This window comes from Streptomyces sp. NPDC049597, assembly GCF_040675505.1.
In the GTDB taxonomy this organism is placed as follows: Bacteria; Actinomycetota; Actinomycetes; order Streptomycetales; family Streptomycetaceae; genus Streptomyces.
Genome location: NZ_JBFAOY010000017.1, coordinates 21,330 through 38,316, shown reverse-complemented (window position 1 = coordinate 38,316; position 16,987 = coordinate 21,330). Strand labels below are relative to the sequence as shown.

Here is a 16,987-nt window from a genome sequence, read left to right as displayed (position 1 = left end):
CGCGCCGAGGAGGGTTCTACGCGCGTAGCGATCCCGAATGAGGAAAACCGGTGGCCATAACTCGGCCCGGGCCCGCGGTGTGCGGGTCCCGGACCGAGTCCGGCTGAGGACCGGGTCGCCTCCGGCTCGTTACGGAGCCGTCTTGACCTTGATCGTGCCGGCGATGATGTCGGCCTTGGCCTTGTCGATCGCGGCGACGACGTCGGTCATCTTGGTGAAGGCCGGGTTGGACTTGGCCAGGGCGACACCGTCGTCCTGGAGGCCGTAGCGGATCTCACCGTTCTGCGGCTTGCCGTCCTGGACCGACTTGATCAGGTTGAACACGGCGCCCGAGACGTTCTTGGTCACCGAGGTCAGGATCTGGTCCTTGTAGGCGGCCAGGCCCTTCTGGTTGTACTGGTCCGAGTCGACGCCGATGGCCCACTTCTTGGCCTTGGCGGTCGCCTCGATGGAACCCGCACCGGCGAGACCGGCGGCCGCGTAGATCACGTCGGCGCCCGCGTCGAGCTGGCCCTGCGCCGCGGCCTTGCCGAGGTCCGGCTTCGAGAAGCCTCCGAAGTCCGGCGGCTGGGTCAGGTACTGGACCTTGACGTTGACGTTCTTGTCGGTGTCCTTGACACCCTGGACGAAGCCCGCCTCGAACTTCTTGATCAGCGGGGTCTCGACACCGCCGATGAAGCCGACCGTCTTGGACTTGGTCACCTTGGCGGCGGCGACGCCGGCCAGGTAGGAGCCCTGCTCCTCGTTGAAGACGAGGTTGGCGATGTTCGGGCCGGTCTTCGAGGTGTCGTCGATGAGACCGAAGGTGGTCTTCGGGAACTTCGGCGCGACCTCGGCGATGGCCGGGGCGTAGGCGAAGCCGACGCCGATCACCGGGTTGTTGCCGGCGCGGGCCAGGGCGGTGAGGCGCTGGACCTTGTCCGGGTCGCCCTCACCCTCGCTGGGCTCCTGCTCGGTGCCCTGGATGTCGAGTTCCTTCTCGGCCTTCTCCAGACCGGCGAACGCGGCGTCGTTGAAGGACTGGTCGCCGCGGCCACCGATGTCGTAGGCGATGGCGGCCTTGCCGCCCTTGTCGTCCGAACCTGCGGAGGACGACGAGTCGCTGCCACACGCGGTGGCAGACAGTGCGAGAGCCGCGGACGCGATGCCCACGGTGGCGATCCTGGTGATCCGGCGCACTGGGGGGCTCCTTAAACCTGACCGAAAGCGCCACTTCCGGCGCTGGGTTCGCGGCGATCGTAACGCGCGTAGATGTCAGTTAAGGACCCGTTCATCAGTCGTTATCGGATCGTCGCGAACAAGCCACGACACCTTGCACGGCGTGCCGGGGCGGGCGCACAGCGTCCGCGCCCCGGCGTGTCGTCGGCGGCCACCGGGCTCGGGCCTCCGTACGGAGTCCGAGCCGGGCGGATGCCTCAGCGGGCCCCGAGACCGTCCAGCAGCGCCGCGGCGGTGAACAGCTCGACACCGGCCGTGATGGCCTCCTCGTCGACGTCGAAGTCCCCGCGGTGCAGATCGCGTCGTGTGGTGTCGCCGGGGGTCCGCACGCCGAGGCGGGCCATGGCGCCGGGCACGTGCTCCAGGTACCAGGAGAAGTCCTCGCCGCCGAGGCTCTGCTCGGTGTCCTCGATCGCATACGATCCCCGGCGCGCGGCGTGCGCGTCCCGCAGCAGCTCGGTGACGGCCGGGTCGTTGACGACGGGCGGCACCCCGCGGATGTAGTCGATCTGCGACTTGGCCCGGTGCAGCGTGGCGATCTCGTCGATCGCGGCGTGCACCAGGTCGGGGGCCTCGCGCCAGCCCGCGAGGTCCAGGCAGCGCACGGTGCCGGAGAGCTCGGCGTGCTGCGGGATCACGTTGGGCGCGTGACCGGCCGTGATGCGGCCCCAGGTGACGGCCAGGCCGGAGCGCGAATCGACGCGGCGGGAGAGCAGCGCCGGGACCTCGATGGCGAGCTTGGCGGCCGCGGTGACCATGTCCGTCGTCAGGTGCGGCCGGGCGGTGTGGCCGCCGGGCCCGTCGAGGGCGACCTCGATCCGGTCACAGGCCGAGGTGATCGGGCCGGGCCGCAGTCCGACGGAACCCGCGTCGACCCGGGGGTCGCAGTGAACCGCGACGATCTTGCCGACTCCGTCGAGGACGCCGCATTCGATCGCGTCGGCCGCGCCGCCGGGCAGGACCTCCTCGGCGGGCTGGAAGAGCAGCCGCACCGGCTGCGTCAGCAGGCCCTGCCGGTCGAGCTCGGCGAGCACCAGTCCGGCCCCGAGGACGGCGGTCGTGTGCACGTCGTGGCCGCAGGCGTGGGCGCGGTCGGGCACGGTGGAGCGGTAGGGGACCCCGCTCTTGGTGTCCGGGATGGGAAGGGCGTCGATGTCGGCGCGGATGGCGAAAAGGGGCCGTCCGGGAGCGGAGTCCGTGCCGATGTCGCAGATGAGGCCGGTGCCCATGGCGAGGACCTGCGGCTTCAGGCCCGCCTGCTCGAGGCGGTCCTTGATCGCCGCGGTGGTGCGGAACTCCTGGTTCCCGAGCTCGGGGTGCATGTGGAGGTCGCGCCGGAAGGCGACGAGCTCCGTACGCAACGGCTCGGTCAGCCTGCCGGGCAGTACGGCGTCGCCCGGCATCGCGCCCGTGCGGGGCGCTGCGTCTGCGCCGGGCGTCTCGGCTTCTTCGGACTCGCGGGACATCAACTGGTTCACCCAGTGAAGGGTATGCCCCTCAAGCCCCCAACTGCCGTGCGATCAACAAAAGATCAGCCTCATAGGCGAAGGAAACCCGGTGGGACGTGCATAGTCGGTCACCGTTGTGGGTAAGCTCACTCGCCCTCTTTGTCAGGTCGGCTCTGCTGCCGGACGCCGGTCGCACCCCTTCAAGCGGGCGCGGGCAGCCGGTGCACATCCCGCGCCGTGCCCGTGACGACAGCGAGAAACCCCTGGGCACGCGGCGATGCGCTCGCCCTCAGCCACTCCGGCGCGATGTCGCAGACCGCGACCTTGATCCCCGTGCCCGCGAGGGCCAGCGGGAGGGTGTGCACGACCGTCGAGGGAAAACTCAGCACCGTTGAGCCTATCGGGCCCCTGCGGGCGATCAGCTCCAGCGGCAGGTCCGGGCGGACCACTTCCAGGCCCGTCTCGGCGGCGAGCCGGTGCAGCTTGTCGGCGCTCTCCCTGCGGTGGGCGAAGTAGCGGGTGGCGCCGTGGGCGCGGGCCAGCGTCGCGACCGCGTCCAGGTACTGCTCCAGGTCCACCACGCCCGTCTCCACCAGCGAGGTCCCGACCATGTCGGCGCCCCGCGTGAGGGTCGGCGGCCCGAAGCGCTCCCGCGTCCAGGCGAAGCCGTTCACCGTGACGGTGATCCCCGGCGCCGGCTCCACGGGCATCGACGTGAAGACCTCGACGGTGCGGGACCGCGACGGGCTCAGCCTGCGCCGGGCCATGAAGGTCACCGGTGCGAGCACCAGCTCGCGCGGGCCGCGGCGCCCGCCGCGGCGGTGCCAGCGCACCAGCTGCTCCCCGCGGGCGACCTGAGCGACGAACTCCATGGTCGCCGTGCCGTCGTCAACCACGGTGAGGTCCTTGCCCCCGACGAGCGTCAGCAGGAGCTGGACGTAGCGGGAGAACGGGTCCCCTATCACGATCCGCTCCGCCCGGCGCAGAATCGGGCCGAGTTCGCGGATGGTCCGCAGGGGAGCGCCGGCCCCGCCGCGCGCCTCCTGCCAGCGGACGGTGAACCCCTCGCCGCGTGCCAGCTCCGCCATGCGGCGCAGCTGGCCCCGTGACATGGGGTCGGTCGGGGACAGGACGACCACGGTGAGGTCGGCCGCGGGATCACCGGTCGGGGCGGCACCGGAACCGGCGTGGGCCCACTCCAGGACGTTCAGGAGCTGGACCGGGCTCTCGACGAACGCGAGATTCACTGGTTTCACCTCGTGATGCCGGATCGGCGCGCCCGGCGGGGCCGGGGGCCTGGATGGATACGGCCGCGCGCGCCGGGCCCCGCGGGGTCCACGCGATGCGTGCGTGGCCCGGCCTGTGCGGGCACCCCGCGTCGCCCGCGCCGGGCGCGAGCGGCCCGGCGCGGCGGGGGCGGCGCCGCCGTGGCGGCACGGCCGTCAGACCGCGGCAGGCTCACGGTCGTCCGCCTCGGCCACGACGCCGGCCACGCGGCGCAGCTTCTTCATGGGGCCGAGCTCGCTCTCGTAGACCTTCTTGACGCCGTCGCCGAGCGACTCCTCCACGACGCGGATGTCGCGGACGAGGCGGGTCAGGCCCTGCGGCTCCACGGAGGCGGCCTGGTCGGAGCCCCACATGGCGCGGTCGAGGGTGATGTGGCGCTCGATGAAGGCGGCGCCCAGGGCGACGGCCGCGAGGGTGGTCTGCAGACCCGTCTCGTGGCCGGAGTAGCCGATCGGGACGTTCGGGTACTCGGCCTGGAGCGTGTTGATCACGCGCAGGTTGAGCTCCTCGGCCTTCGCGGGATACGTCGAGGTGGCGTGGCAGAGCAGGATGTTCTCGCTGCCCAGGACCTCGACCGCGTGGCGGATCTGCTTCGGGGTGGACATGCCGGTCGACAGGATGATCGTGCGGCCGGTGGCGCGCAGGGCGCGCAGCAGTTCGTCGTCCGTCAGGGAGGCGGAGGCGACCTTGTGCGCCGGGACGTCGAACTTCTCCAGGAAGGCGACGGCCTCGGTGTCCCACGGGGAGGCGAACCAGTCGATGCCGCGCTTCTTGCAGTGCTCGTCGATCGCGCGGTACTCGTCCTCGCCGAACTCGACGCGGTGGCGGTAGTCGATGTACGTCATACGGCCCCAGGGGGTGTCGCGCTCGATGTCCCACTGGTCGCGCGGCGTGCAGATCTCCGGCGTGCGCTTCTGGAACTTGACCGCGTCGCAGCCCGCGTCGGCGGCCACGTCGATCAGCTTGAACGCGTTCTCCAGGTCGCCGTTGTGGTTGATGCCGATCTCGCCGGTGACGTAGACGGGGCGGCCGGGGCCGGCGGTCTTGCTGCCGAGGGTGCGCAGACGGGTGGTGCTCATGGGGGGTCTTTCCTTACTTCTCGGGGGACAGGGGGGTGGTTTCAGGGGTGTGGAGGTGCGGGCCGAGGAGCCAGGCGGCGATCTCGCGGATCGCGCCCTCTCCGCCCGGCGTGGCGGTCACGGCCCGCGCGGCGGCGCGTACGGAGTCGTGCGCGCTCGCGACGGCGACGGGCCAGCCGACGAGGTGGAAGCAGGGGAGGTCGTTGACGTCGTTGCCGACGTAGAGCACGCGCTCGGGCGCGATCCCCTTGTCCTCGCACCACTGCTTGAGCGCGAGGTCCTTGCGGTCGATGCCGTGCAGGACGGGGACCTGGAGCTTGCGGGCGCGGGCGGCGACGACCGGGTTCTGCTCGGTGGACAGGATCAGCAGCTCCAGTCCGGCCCTGCGCAGGTGGGCGACGCCGAGGCCGTCGCCGCGGTGGACCGCGACGATCTCGCGGCCGTCCGCGTCGATGAGGACCCGGTCGTCGGTCTGGGTGCCGTCGAAGTCCAGGACGACCGCGTCGACGTCCTCGCGGGCGGGCAGCGCGGCGGCGTCCAGCAGGGGCGCGAGCGCCCGGGCGCGGGCCAGGTCGTGCGGGTCGTCGACCTCGAGGACGCGGGCGGGGTCGGTGCGCACGAGGGCGGTGCGGCCGAAGAACCGGTGGCCGGCCTCGCGGAAGCCGGCGGCGTCCATCGCGTACGCGGCGCCGGTCTCCAGGAAGTCCTGCGGACGGTCCTGCCGGCGGGGCCGGAAGGACGCGTCATGGTTGACGCCGTAGCCGGATCCGGTGGCCGTCGCGGTGTCGACGAGGACGGCGGTGGAGCCGACGACCTGCGCCACGGCGGGGTCCGCCGCGTCGGCGGGCTCGCTCTCGCGCCACACGAAGCCGTGGAAGGGGGCGACGGTCACCGCGCTGTCCGCGCCGTCCTCGACGACCGCGCGGGCGACGCCCTCGATGTCCTCGCGGGCGATGAACGGGCTGGTGCACTGGACGAGCAGCACCACGTCGACGCGGTCGCCGTGCATGGCCTCGTGCGCGTCCATGGCGTGCAGGACGGCGGACTCGCTGGTGGCCGTGTCGCCGGCGATGGCGGCGGGCCGCAGCACGACCTCGGCGCCCGCGCCGCGTGCGGCCGCCGCGATGTCGGCGTCGTCGGTGGACACGGCGACGTGGGTGACCAGCGGCGCGTCGAGGCAGGCGCGCACGGCGCGCGCGACGAGCGGCACACCGGCGACGGGCGCCAGGTTCTTGGCCGGGACGCCCTTGGATCCGCCCCGGGCGGGGATCACGGCGAGAACGGTCATCGGGGCTCCTGAGCAGTACGGGTGCGGTTCGGCCCGGATCCGGCCGGGCCGGACGCCGGACGGCGGTTGGGGCTGTGCGCGGGGCACGTCGGGTTCGGCCCCGAACCGCCCGGACCAGGTGCCGGACGCTCTGTCCGGCTGTGCGCCGGGCGCGTCGCGTGCGGCCCGGCTACGGCCTGACGGGGCACCCGACGGCGGGGCGGGCCGGGTACCGGTCCGTGGGGTGCCGGGCGGGCGGCGTCGGCGCGGGTCACAGTTCGCCCATCCGGCGGATGACCGGGGCCACGCGCTGGACGCCGTGGCGGTAGGCGCCGCGCGCCGCCTCGCGGACCGCGTCCCGTACCACCCGGCGCAGGCCCGTGACCTCCGCCTTCGGGGTCGCGCCGGGCAGCGGGGCGCCGTCGGGGGCGAGGTGGTGGCGGGCGAGGATGGTCGGCAGGTAGCCGGGCGCCGTGCTCGGCGTGTAGTACGGGGTGATCGGCCCGGGCCCGTCGCCGAGCAGCAGCTTCGCGACCCGCGCCCGGGCCTCGTCGAAGGAGCTCTCGTACGAGCCGTCGGCCGCCACGCCCTGACGGGCCAGCCACTCGGCGTCGGGCACGGGACGGTGGCCGCTGTCGAGGCGGTCCCAGGACGTCAGCAGGCCCGAGCCGAGGAAGTGGTGGTTGCCGAGCACCTCGCGCACGCCGAGGTCGCTGAGGATCGCGGTGGGAATGCGGCGGTGCAGGGACTCCAGCGCGGCAGTGGAGGAGACCGTGACGAGCAGGTCCGTGCGGTCCAGGACCTCGCCCATGTTCCCGTAGACCAGGCGGAAGTTGGCCGGCAGTCCGCCGGGCAGCCGGTCCGCCAGCTTCTGGTACGGCAGCTCCTCCAGGTGCGTGGTGTGCTCGCCCGGCTTCGACCGGAGCTTGAGCAGGACCTCGCGCCGCGGGTGCAGCCGGGCGTGCTCGACGAGGCGGCGCAGCAGGTATGTACGGTCGGCGCGGCTGTCCGGCACGGAGGGCTGGGCGGCGAAGACGACGGTGTCGCGGCCCTCCTCCTGCCGGTACGGGGCGCCGCCGAGGAAGGGCAGCGCGGCCTCGGTGACGGCCGAGGCGTCGGCGCCCACACCCTCGTACACGGCGCGGAAACGGTCCGCGTCGTGGCGGGAGTTGGCGAGGACGACATCGGCGCCGTGGCGCAGCAGCAGCCCGTCGGCGAGCTTCTCGTAGACGACGCCCACGTAGCCGGTGACGACGACGGGCCGGCGCGTCAGGCCCAGCGCGGCGAGGCCGTGCAGCATGGCCTGCACACCGCCGCCGACGAGCGCGAGGACGACGACGTCGTACGAGCCGTCCTCGACCGCCCGCAGGAACTCGTTCCCCGTCACCTCGCGCATCGCGTCGGCGCGTACGCCCACCTCGGCGAGCTGGCGGGGCGTCGGGGTGGCCCGGCCGCGCAGCAGGAAACCGCTCAGCTCCATGGAGGTGCTCGGGGCGATACGGCGCGCGGTGAGCGCACCCCATTTCCACCGGGTGTCGGAGTCGGCGAGTACGGCTACCCGTACGGCCTCGCTGGTACGTGTTGGCACGTCGAGGACGCTAGGAAGGCATTTCGTTTCACGGCCCAACTCGACTGCAACAACGGGTTAACAGAGCGCCTACGGACGGGGAGAGCACCCCGGAAACGGGCGGGTTAACAAAGTCGACGCTCTGCGTTCACCTCCCATCCGTCCGACAGTCGATACGAATGCCGTGTGGCGACCTAGCGTCGCGCAGGTGGTTAAGCTCTCCGTCATCGTGCCGTTCTACAACGTGCAGACATACGCCCCGGACACACTGAAAAGCCTGCAGGCGAACGCCCGCGAGGACTTCGAGTTCCTTCTCGTCGACGACTGCTCGACGGATGGCACTCCGGAGATCCTGGAGCGGGCGGAGCGCTCGGTTCCGGGCGCTGTCCTGATCAGACATGAGCAGAACGGCGGGCTGGCCACCGCCCGCAACACCGGTCTGGACGCCGCGCGCGGCGAGTACATCACCTTCCTCGACGGCGACGACTGGCTGGCGCCCGGGCACTTCGAGGCGCTGCTCGCCGCCCACGAGAGCCTCGGCGTCGACTTCGTGCGCACGGACCACGTCCAGTGCACGGCCCGCGAGCGCAAGGTGCACCGGGCGCCCGTCGGCCGGCGCGGCGAGGTGCTGCGGCCCCGCGACTGGATCCTGCCCGCCGACCGCTCCACGGGCGTCGACTACCCCTACGCGTGGGCCGGGATGTACCACCGCAGGCTCGTCGACCAAGGGCTGCTGCACTTCACGCACGGGCTGCGCACCGCGGAGGACCGGCCGTGGATCTGGCGGCTGCACCGCGAGGCGGAAACGTTCGCGACGATCAGCCGGCTCGGAATCTTCTACCGGCGCGGAGTCGCTTCCTCGCTCACGCAGATCGGCGACATCCGGCAGCTCGATTTCATCAAGGCATTCGACCAGGTGCTCCAGGAAACGGCGAATGACCCGGAGGCCGACCGCCTTCTTCCGAAAGCCGTCCGTACATACTGTGCCGTCATTTCCCACCACTTGGGATCGATCGAAAGGTTCGAGCCCGCCGTGGCACGGAAATTGCGCACCATGAGTGCCGCCGCCCTGAAGCGCATGCCGCAGGACGTTCTCAACGAGGCGCTCGACTCGATGGACATCGAGCGTGCCTCCCGGCTCCGCCGGGTGCGCCGCCGCCCCGCCCCGCTCACCGTGGAGGCGGCGGCCTGATGCCCACCACCCAGATCTTCTACGCGTCCTCCCTGTACGGAGCGGCGACCGTGGCCGCCGCGATCGACAGCGGCTGCTTCGCCGCCGCGGACCGGCGGCTCCTGCTCGTCGCCAACAACGCGACCACGCCCGAGACCACGCCGTCCCTGGACCAGATGCCCGGCTTCGAGCGGCTGCGCGGCCGCTTCGACGGGGTGCTGTCGTGGAACGAGGCCATCTCCCCCTTCCACCCGGGCGGCTGGTCGCCGCGCCAGGACGACATCCCCCTGTGGGAGAGGTATCTGCGGCAGCTGTGGGACCTCGGCGACGACCGGGTCGAGCTGGCCGTCGAGTCGATCCAGGTCGCGCCGGCCCTGGCGATCGCCCAGCTGTTCCCGGACGCGGCGCTCGACGTGTACGCGGACGGGCTGATGAGCTACGGCCCCACGCGCAACAAGATCGACCCACTGGTCGGCGAACGGGTGCGGCGGCTGTTCCACCTGGACCTGGTGCCGGGGCTCCGGCCCATGCTGCTCGCCGAGTTCGGGGCCGAGCCGCAGCTCGTACCGACCGAGGCGTTCGTCAAGATCGTCGCGGAACTGTCGGACGGCCTGCCGGAAGCCGTACCCGGTGTCGGCGAGGGGCCGGCGCTTCTGCTGGGCCAGTACCTCGCGGCACTCGGCATCCTCACGCCCGCGGAGGAGGAGGCGCAGCACCTGCGCATGCTCAGGGCCGCGGTCGAACGGGGCCACCGCGACGTCGTGTTCAAACCGCACCCGACGGCCCCGGCCTCCTGGACCCGCACGCTGGAGCGCGAGGCGCAGACGCTGGGCGTCGACCTCACGGTGGTGGACCGGCCCCTGCTCGCCGAGGTGCTCTACCGGCAGCTGCGGCCGAACCTGGTCGCGGGCTGCTTCTCGACGGCGCTGTTCACGGCGGCCACCTTCTACGGCATCCCCGTCGCGCGGCTGGGCACGGAGCCGCTGCTCGACCGGCTCACGCCGTACCAGAACAGCAACCGAGTGCCGCTGACGGTGGTCGACGCGCTGGTCCCGGACCTCGCGGAGGGCGCGGCCGGAGCGCCGGCCGAGGCGGACGAACGGCTCACGGGTCTGCTGAGCGCGGTGGGCTTCGCGATGCAGCCGCAGATCCGCGCGGATCTGCGGCCGGCGGCGGAACGCTTCCTCAGCACGGCGCTCGACGCGTCGACGGCGCGCTACTTCAAGCGCCGCCGCCTTACGGTTCTGGGCCTGCCGGGCGGCCTCCCGGTCCCCCGCCACGCGGCGGTACGCCGGGTGGTGCGCCGTGCGCGCCGCCTGAAGCGCGCGCTGACCTGACACCGGGGCACGCGGCGCCTGCGGCGGGCTGGTCCCCTTCCCGCCCTCCGCCTACGGCCTGCGGCCCTGCGCCCTGGCGGGCGCGGGCGTCCCGGGGCGCAGCCCCGGGCCCCCCACCCCACTCCGCGCGGTGCCCTCACCCCTACGGCATGGCGGCCGTAGAAGGAATCCCCCCGGACCCCGGGGACGTCCGGGACTTCGCCCTGGCCCCGCATCCCACTCCGCGCGGTGTCCTCAGACACCCGTACGGTCTGGCCGCCGCGGGAGGCCCCCGCCTCAACGGGGGCATGCCCCCGACTCCGCGGCCCTGCGCCCCGGCGGGCGCGGGCGTCCCGGGGCGCAGCCCCGGGCCCCGCACCGCACTCCGCGCGGTGCCCTCACCCCCACGGCATGGCGGCCGTAGAAGCGCCCCCTGGACCCCGTGCCCTCGCGCCTCAACGGGCGCGGACGTCCGGGACTTCGCCCGAGGCCCCGCACCCCACTCCGCCCGGTGTCCTCAGACACGTGTACGGGCTGGCCGCCGCGGGAGGCCAACCCGCGGACTCCCCGGCCCTGCGCCCCGGCGGGCGCGCGCCTCCAGAGGCGCAGCCCCGGCCCCACGAGAAGAGCCGCCGTCGGCGCGGTGACTGCGCCGACGGCGGCTGTCTTCACCCCTGCGTCAGAACAGGCCCTTGAACCCGTTCCAGCCACCGGTGCCGATCAGCACCCGGCCGCCGTACGTACCGGCCCCCGTGGAGGCGTACCGCCACAGCTTCCCTGCGGTGTCCCGCGCCAGCAGATCGGCGCGTCCGTCACCGGACAGGTCGCCGACCCCGACGAGAGCGGAGTACACGCCCCACCCGCTGCCGACCCGCACGCGCGGGGTCACGCCACCGGTGGAAGTCCCGTAGTACCGCCAGAGCACCCCGGCGGAGTCGAGCCCGAGCAGGTCGCCACGCCCGTCCCCGTTCAGGTCCCCGGCCCCGACGATCCGCTTGTACAGCTTCCAGTTGGTGCCGATCCGCACCCGCGACTTCAGCCGGTGATCGGCCGTACCGGCGTAGAAGTACACGTCACCGCTGGATGCCTGACGGGCAACCAGGTCGACGAACCCGTCGCCGTTGACATCGCCGGATGACGTCAGCTGGTCGTACTGCCCCCAGCCGGATCCGATCAGCGTGTAGGGCGACGAAGCGGTGACGACCTTTCCGCACCCGGGCCGATACGCCCGCAGCTGGTCCCCGACCCGCACCAGCACGTCCCCGCACCGGTCGCCGTTCACGTCACCGAAGGGCACGAGCACCGAGTTGGCGGCGAACGTTGCGCCGGATCCGGCGACACGGGAGGACAACGCGCCCGTACCCGTCCCCCGGTACAGCGACACGGCCCCGACGGAGTCCGTCACCAGCAGGTCACCGAACCCGTCGTCCCCGGCCATGTCCCGCCACACGGGGGCGCCACCGCTCACGGCCAGGGTCCCGGACGCGGCGAGATCTGCCCCCTGCCCGTCGGCCGGCTTGACGGCCAGGCTCCACGTGTAGGCCCCGTTGACGACGAGCTTCCCGTTCGCGTCCTTCCAGTCCCACGACGGCGCGACCAGACCACGGGCCTCGCCCCCGGTCAGCGTCCGCACGACCTTGCCGGTCGCCTTGTGCTTCAGCACCAGCGACCACGAGGCCCCCGGCTTCGAAAGCCACCACCGCGGCTTCCATGCCCCGGCCTCGATGTCGGCGGCCGGGGTGTCGGCGTCGATGACGGCGATCCGGGAGGCGGGGACGCCCGACGGGACGATCCGCACCCGCCGGTCCTCGCCCGTGTAGGCGACGTGGCCGCCGAAGCGGTCGACGGTCCACCCGGCCCGTCGCGCGGTCCGGTCCCCGAGCTCGGCGGCCGTGGCGACCACTCGCTGCGGAAGGTCCGCTTCCATACCGCTGGCCGGGAGGCCGTTGTGCAGGTCGACGAGGGTGAGGCCGGCCGCGTCCGAGCGGCGGACAAGGTAGCCGTCGCCGAGGAGCGTCGCGTCGGGGCCGAGCTTCAGGGAGCGCTTGGCCTGCCGGTCGTAGACGCCGGCGCCCTTGAAGTCGTGCCAGTAGTCGCTGCAGCGCCAGTACACCCAACGGCCCACGGCCTGGAGGTCGCTGGGGACGCAACCCGCGTCGAAGGACTCGCCGGCGGCACCTGTCGACAGGTTCTTCGCCGCCACCTGTGTCGTCACGCCCGAGCTGGTGTCGTCCCACCGGCCGAGGGCGCTCCACAGCGTGTTGCCCCAGACGGAGGCGGCCACCGGCTTCCGCTTCACCAGCACGTTCCCGGTGTCGGCGTCCTTGAAGTGCAGGACCGCCTGCTCACCGCCCGACGCCTGGTTCACGACACCGAACCGGCCGGAGAGGTCGACGAGTTGCGGGCTGCTGAGCCCCGAGGTCACCCTCGGCCCCCACGGGGCGGCGCCGTTCCGGTAGAGCATGGTCACGTCGTGCTCGGTCGCCGCCTTGCGGCCGTGGTGCCCGTCGCCGCTCGCGAACATGGTGACGCAGTAGGTGCCGTAGACCGGGCTGCACGAGTCGTCGTCCCGGCCGGACACGAAGCCGTCGACCGTCGAGTTCAGCTCCTCCGGACGGCCCGAGGTCTTCAGCCAGGTGCTGCGATAGCCGCCGATGGAGGTGCCGGGGCTGTAGTACTTCGAGTCGTCGGCCGTGGTGAGGATGCCGCTGCCGAGCGAGATGCCGGCCGGCTTGGCCTCCCGGTCCTCGATGTCCGCGAGGCGCTTGCGGGTGACGGTGCCGTCCGAGGCGGGGGTGAAGAGGTAGTACCCCCAGTCGAGGGCGCCGTAGGTGGTTCTCTCTTCTGCGCCGGCCACCAGGAGCGAGCCGTCGGGCGTACGGTGCACCGAGGGCGAGGCGACGGCCAGCAGGGACTTGTTCCAGCTCCCGGTGACGTCGCGCAGGACGAGATGGTTGCCCCGGTACTCGTTGTCGCCGGGGTTGGGCGGGGAAACGGTGACCAAGTCGTCGCCGAGGCGCCGGACGACGTCGCTATGGGCCACCTCCCGCAGGTCGAGGGTGGTCGGCTCCGCATCCAGGTCGTCACGGCGGTACACCTGGGCCGCGTAGCTGGACGGGGCGCCGAGGTGGAAGACGGTGTCCCGGTCGAAAGAGACGCTCTCGCCCTCCGTGGAGAGGGCCTTCACGCTCCCGGTGGCGAGGTCGACGACCCACCACCCCTGGGACATCGTGCTGTCCTCCCACTTGATGCCGCGGACGGCGACGGACCGGGCGTCGCCTTCGCTGATGGTGAGGGTCCACCCCTCCGGCAGGCCCTCCAGTGCCTGGTCCCGCACCTCGCCGTTCTCCAGGTGCAGGAGGTGCAGGCTCGTCGCGGCCCTCTCGGTACCGGTCCGGGTGATGACGGTGTCGCCGTAGGTCGCGACGTACGTCTGGCCCTCCGGGATCGGGACCGTGGTCGACGTTCCGCTGCCGGCCCGCTGCTGGAGCGTCACATGCGGCGTCGGGGAGTCCGTGTAGAGGGCGATGGTGTCGGAGCCGTTGCCGAAGCCCCCCGGGTACCGGGCGAAGCGGAACTCGTCCACGTCGTAGGCGAGCGGCTCGGGCAGCCGGTGGTCGAGGACGGTGGTCGCACCGGTGGCGTAGTCGATCCAGCGGAGGCGGTCGTCACCCTCCTGGGCGGTGAGGAAGCCGGTCTCGCCGGCGTTCAGGACGATGGTGGCGCGGGGCACGAAGCGTGCGCCCGGAGTGATGACGACGGGATCGGCGGACGCGCCGGGGGTCTCGGCGACGGCCGTCCCCGCGGCGGTGCCGATTCCGGCGGTCACGGCAAGCGTGACGGTGAGAGCGATACGGCCGAGCGCGCGCTGGCGCGTGGCCCGCCTGTTCAGCGGACGAATCACGAAAAAGTCCCTCCCCAGGGCGATCGACACAGGGGGGGCGCTCAAGGAACCGCCGCTCGTCCCTGCGCGAGCAGGGCGACAGTAGCAGGAGCGATCAGCGCACGACATCCGGTTTCGAACCTGTTCAAGGGCCAACCGCGGTCCGCGTCGGGCCGCATGCCGGATCCGGGCCGCGGGCCCCACCCGGGCGGGCCGCCTGCCTCGCGCAAGCGGTCACGCGCTGCTGAACGAGAGCTTCACCGCGAAGCCGAGGAACAGCGCGCCTGCCGCGGACGTCGCTCCGGCCGAGAGCCGCCTGCGCCGGCGGAAGGCGGCGGCGAGCCGTGTGCCGCCGAAGATCAGGGTCGTCAGGTACAGGAAGCTGCTGAGCTGCAGCAGCGCGCCGAGGACCAGGAAGGACACGGCCGGGTACGCGTACGACGGGTCGACGAACTGCACGAAGAAGGAGATCAGGAAGAGGATCGCCTTCGGGTTGAACAGGCTGATGATCAGCGCGCGGCGGTACGGGTTCTCCCCGGAGCCGGCCGCCGTCTCCGCCGGCTCCTCCCCGAGCGCCTCGCCGCGCGCACGCCACATCGCCCATGCCGCCCGCAGCATGCCGATCGCCATCCAGGTCAGATAGCCGGCGCCCGCGTACTTCACGATCATGAACAGCAGCGGAGTCGTCTGGAGCAGCGAGGCCGCGCCGAGCGCGGCGAGCGTCATCAGGACCGTGTCGCCGGTGAAGACGCCGGCCGCGGCCTCGTATCCGGTCCGGGTGCCCTTGCGGGCGGCGACGGACAGCACGTACAGCGAGTTCGGCCCCGGCAGAAGGATGATGAGCACGAGCCCGGCGAGATAGGTCGGCAGATCGGTGACACCCAGCATGAGGCGGAGTGTCGCACGAGGGTGCGGCACTCCGCCTGCGAGTTTCGTATGCCGGAACCCGGTCCCCCGAGCGCGTCAGCCGTGCCGCCACCGCCGCCACTCCGCCCGGGGTCGCCCGTGCGGGGTGCCCGGGCTCAGAACACGTCGCTCGGCACGTACGTGCCCCACACCTCCCGCAGCGCGTTGCACACCTCGCCGACCGTGGCCCGCGCCCTGAGCGCCTCCTTCATCGGGTAGAGCACGTTGTCCGTGCCCTCGGCGGCCTTCTTCAGCGCGGCGAGGGCCTCGTCGACCGCGCCCTGATCGCGCTCGGCGCGCAGCCTCGCGAGCCGCTCGGCCTGCTGGGCCTCGATCGCCGGGTCGACGCGGAGCGGCTCGTAGGGCTCCTCGGCGTCGAGCATGAAGCGGTTGACGCCGACGACGACGCGCTCGCCCGAGTCGGTCTCCTGCGCGATGCGGTAGGCACTGCGCTCGATCTCGTTCTTCTGGAAGCCGCGCTCGATGGCGTTGACGGCGCCGCCCAGGTCCTCGACGCGCTGCATGAGGGCCACGGCCGCCGCTTCGACGTCGTCCGTCATCTTCTCGACCACGTACGAGCCGGCGAACGGGTCGACGGTGGCGGTCACGTCCGTCTCGTACGCGAGGACCTGCTGCGTGCGCAGCGCGAGGCGGGCGCTCTTGTCGGTCGGCAGGGCGATGGCCTCGTCGAAGGAGTTGGTGTGCAGCGACTGCGTGCCGCCCAGGACCGCCGCGAGACCCTGCACCGCGACGCGGACCAGGTTCACCTCCGGCTGCTGGGCGGTGAGCTGCACACCGGCCGTCTGCGTGTGGAAGCGCAGCATCAGCGACTTCGGGTTCTTCGCGCCGAACTCCTCCTTCATCACCCGCGCCCAGATGCGGCGGGCTGCCCGGAACTTGGCGACCTCTTCGAGGATCGTCGTCCGCGCGACGAAGAAGAACGACAGGCGGGGCGCGAAGTCGTCGACGTCCATGCCCGCGGCAACAGCGGTACGGACGTACTCGATGCCGTCGGCGAGGGTGAACGCGATCTCCTGCGCGGGCGAGGCACCGGCCTCCGCCATGTGGTAACCGGAGATCGAGATGGTGTTCCACTTCGGGATCTCGGCCTTGCAGTACTTGAAGATGTCGGCGATCAGCCGCAGCGAGGGCTTCGGCGGGAAGATGTACGTGCCGCGGGCGATGTACTCCTTGAGCACGTCGTTCTGGATCGTGCCGGTCAGCTTGTCGGCCGGGACGCCCTGCTCCTCGCCCACCAGTTGGTACAGCAGGAGGAGCAGCGCGGCCGGGGCGTTGATCGTCATCGACGTGGAGACCTTGTCCAGCGGGATCCCGCCGAACAGCACGCGCATGTCGTCGATCGAGTCGATCGCGACGCCGACCTTGCCGACCTCGCCGTGCGCGATGGGGGCGTCGGAGTCGTGGCCCATCTGGGTCGGCAGGTCGAAGGCGACGGACAGGCCCATCGTGCCGTGGGCGATGAGCTCCTTGTAGCGGGCGTTGGACTCGACGGCCGTGCCGAAGCCCGCGTACTGGCGCATCGTCCAGGGCCGACCGGTGTACATCGTCGGGTAGACGCCGCGTGTGAAGGGGTACGCACCGGGCTCGCCCAGCTTCTCGGCCGGGTCCCAGCCCGCCAGGTCCGCCGGTCCGTAGACCGGCTCGATGGGCAGTCCCGACTCGGACTCGCGCGCCATGTGACTGTGCCTCCCGCTAGAACTTCCTGAGCTGCCGGCTTTTCGTTGCTACTGACTGGTAACGACCTTCGGACGGACTGTAGCGGTGCGGCGGGCGGCGGGTGGAGGGCCCCGCGCTGGGACCTTCCTCACAGCCCGCTGTGTCGTC

11 protein-coding genes are annotated in these 16,987 nt (G+C 72.1%); 2 read left to right on the top strand and 9 right to left on the bottom strand.

Translation table 11 applies throughout. The annotated features are described in order from the left end of the window. Positions 1-129: 129 nt before the first annotated feature. The 6 genes from AB0K02_RS20240 to AB0K02_RS20215 form a co-directional block, all read right to left on the bottom strand. Complete coding sequence (locus AB0K02_RS20240; RefSeq protein WP_365993832.1) at positions 130-1,179, bottom strand: BMP family ABC transporter substrate-binding protein; 1,050 nt, start codon at positions 1,177-1,179, stop codon at positions 130-132. A gap of 236 nt (positions 1,180-1,415) precedes the next feature. Continuing rightward, positions 1,416-2,684, bottom strand: a complete 1,269-nt coding sequence (locus tag AB0K02_RS20235) for an amidohydrolase (protein WP_365993930.1) — start codon at positions 2,682-2,684, stop codon at positions 1,416-1,418. Between the two features lie 182 nt (positions 2,685-2,866). Then, positions 2,867-3,913, bottom strand: coding sequence for a hypothetical protein (locus tag AB0K02_RS20230; RefSeq protein ID WP_365993831.1), 1,047 nt, complete (start codon positions 3,911-3,913; stop codon positions 2,867-2,869). 195 nt (positions 3,914-4,108) lie between these two features. Then, positions 4,109-5,032, bottom strand: coding sequence for an N-acetylneuraminate synthase family protein (locus AB0K02_RS20225; protein ID WP_307713824.1), 924 nt, complete (start codon positions 5,030-5,032; stop codon positions 4,109-4,111). Between the two features lie 13 nt (positions 5,033-5,045). Next, the gene (locus AB0K02_RS20220) at positions 5,046-6,320 is read right to left on the bottom strand and encodes an acylneuraminate cytidylyltransferase (RefSeq protein ID WP_365993830.1); all 1,275 of its coding nucleotides are present in this window, start codon (positions 6,318-6,320) and stop codon (positions 5,046-5,048) included. 250 nt (positions 6,321-6,570) lie between these two features. Continuing rightward, a complete protein-coding gene (locus AB0K02_RS20215; RefSeq protein WP_365993829.1) occupies positions 6,571-7,887 on the bottom strand; it encodes a DUF6716 putative glycosyltransferase in 1,317 nt (438 codons plus the stop codon). A 187-nt stretch (positions 7,888-8,074) separates the two neighbouring features. Between AB0K02_RS20215 and AB0K02_RS20210 the strand changes: the two genes are divergently transcribed. Then, complete coding sequence (locus AB0K02_RS20210; RefSeq protein WP_365993828.1) at positions 8,075-9,058, top strand: glycosyltransferase family 2 protein; 984 nt, start codon at positions 8,075-8,077, stop codon at positions 9,056-9,058. Continuing rightward, complete coding sequence (locus AB0K02_RS20205; protein WP_365993827.1) at positions 9,058-10,374, top strand: polysialyltransferase family glycosyltransferase; 1,317 nt, start codon at positions 9,058-9,060, stop codon at positions 10,372-10,374. Before AB0K02_RS20210 ends, AB0K02_RS20205 begins: the two co-directional genes overlap by 1 nt. A 658-nt stretch (positions 10,375-11,032) precedes the next feature. On the opposite strand, the gene AB0K02_RS20200 is transcribed toward AB0K02_RS20205, so the two are convergent. From AB0K02_RS20200 to AB0K02_RS20190, 3 genes are all read right to left on the bottom strand, one after another. Next, positions 11,033-14,257 (bottom strand): VCBS repeat-containing protein, encoded by a 3,225-nt coding sequence (locus AB0K02_RS20200; RefSeq protein ID WP_365993826.1) that lies wholly within the window; start codon positions 14,255-14,257, stop codon positions 11,033-11,035. 213 nt (positions 14,258-14,470) lie between these two features. Then, positions 14,471-15,124, bottom strand: a complete 654-nt coding sequence (leuE, locus tag AB0K02_RS20195) for a leucine efflux protein LeuE (RefSeq protein ID WP_365993825.1) — start codon at positions 15,122-15,124, stop codon at positions 14,471-14,473. A 134-nt stretch (positions 15,125-15,258) separates the two neighbouring features. Continuing rightward, positions 15,259-16,839, bottom strand: coding sequence for a methylmalonyl-CoA mutase family protein (locus AB0K02_RS20190; protein ID WP_365993824.1), 1,581 nt, complete (start codon positions 16,837-16,839; stop codon positions 15,259-15,261). Positions 16,840-16,987 lie beyond the last annotated feature (148 nt).

Coding starts and splice junctions, on each gene's coding strand:
- leuE (WP_365993825.1), bottom strand. CDS start 15,124: ATGCTGGGTGTCACCGATCTGCCGACCTATCTCGCCGGGCTCGTGCTC.
- AB0K02_RS20205 (WP_365993827.1), top strand. CDS start 9,058: ATGCCCACCACCCAGATCTTCTACGCGTCCTCCCTGTACGGAGCGGCG.
- AB0K02_RS20235 (WP_365993930.1), bottom strand. CDS start 2,684: ATGTCCCGCGAGTCCGAAGAAGCCGAGACGCCCGGCGCAGACGCAGCG.
- AB0K02_RS20220 (WP_365993830.1), bottom strand. CDS start 6,320: ATGACCGTTCTCGCCGTGATCCCCGCCCGGGGCGGATCCAAGGGCGTC.
- AB0K02_RS20190 (WP_365993824.1), bottom strand. CDS start 16,839: ATGGCGCGCGAGTCCGAGTCGGGACTGCCCATCGAGCCGGTCTACGGA.
- AB0K02_RS20225 (WP_307713824.1), bottom strand. CDS start 5,032: ATGAGCACCACCCGTCTGCGCACCCTCGGCAGCAAGACCGCCGGCCCC.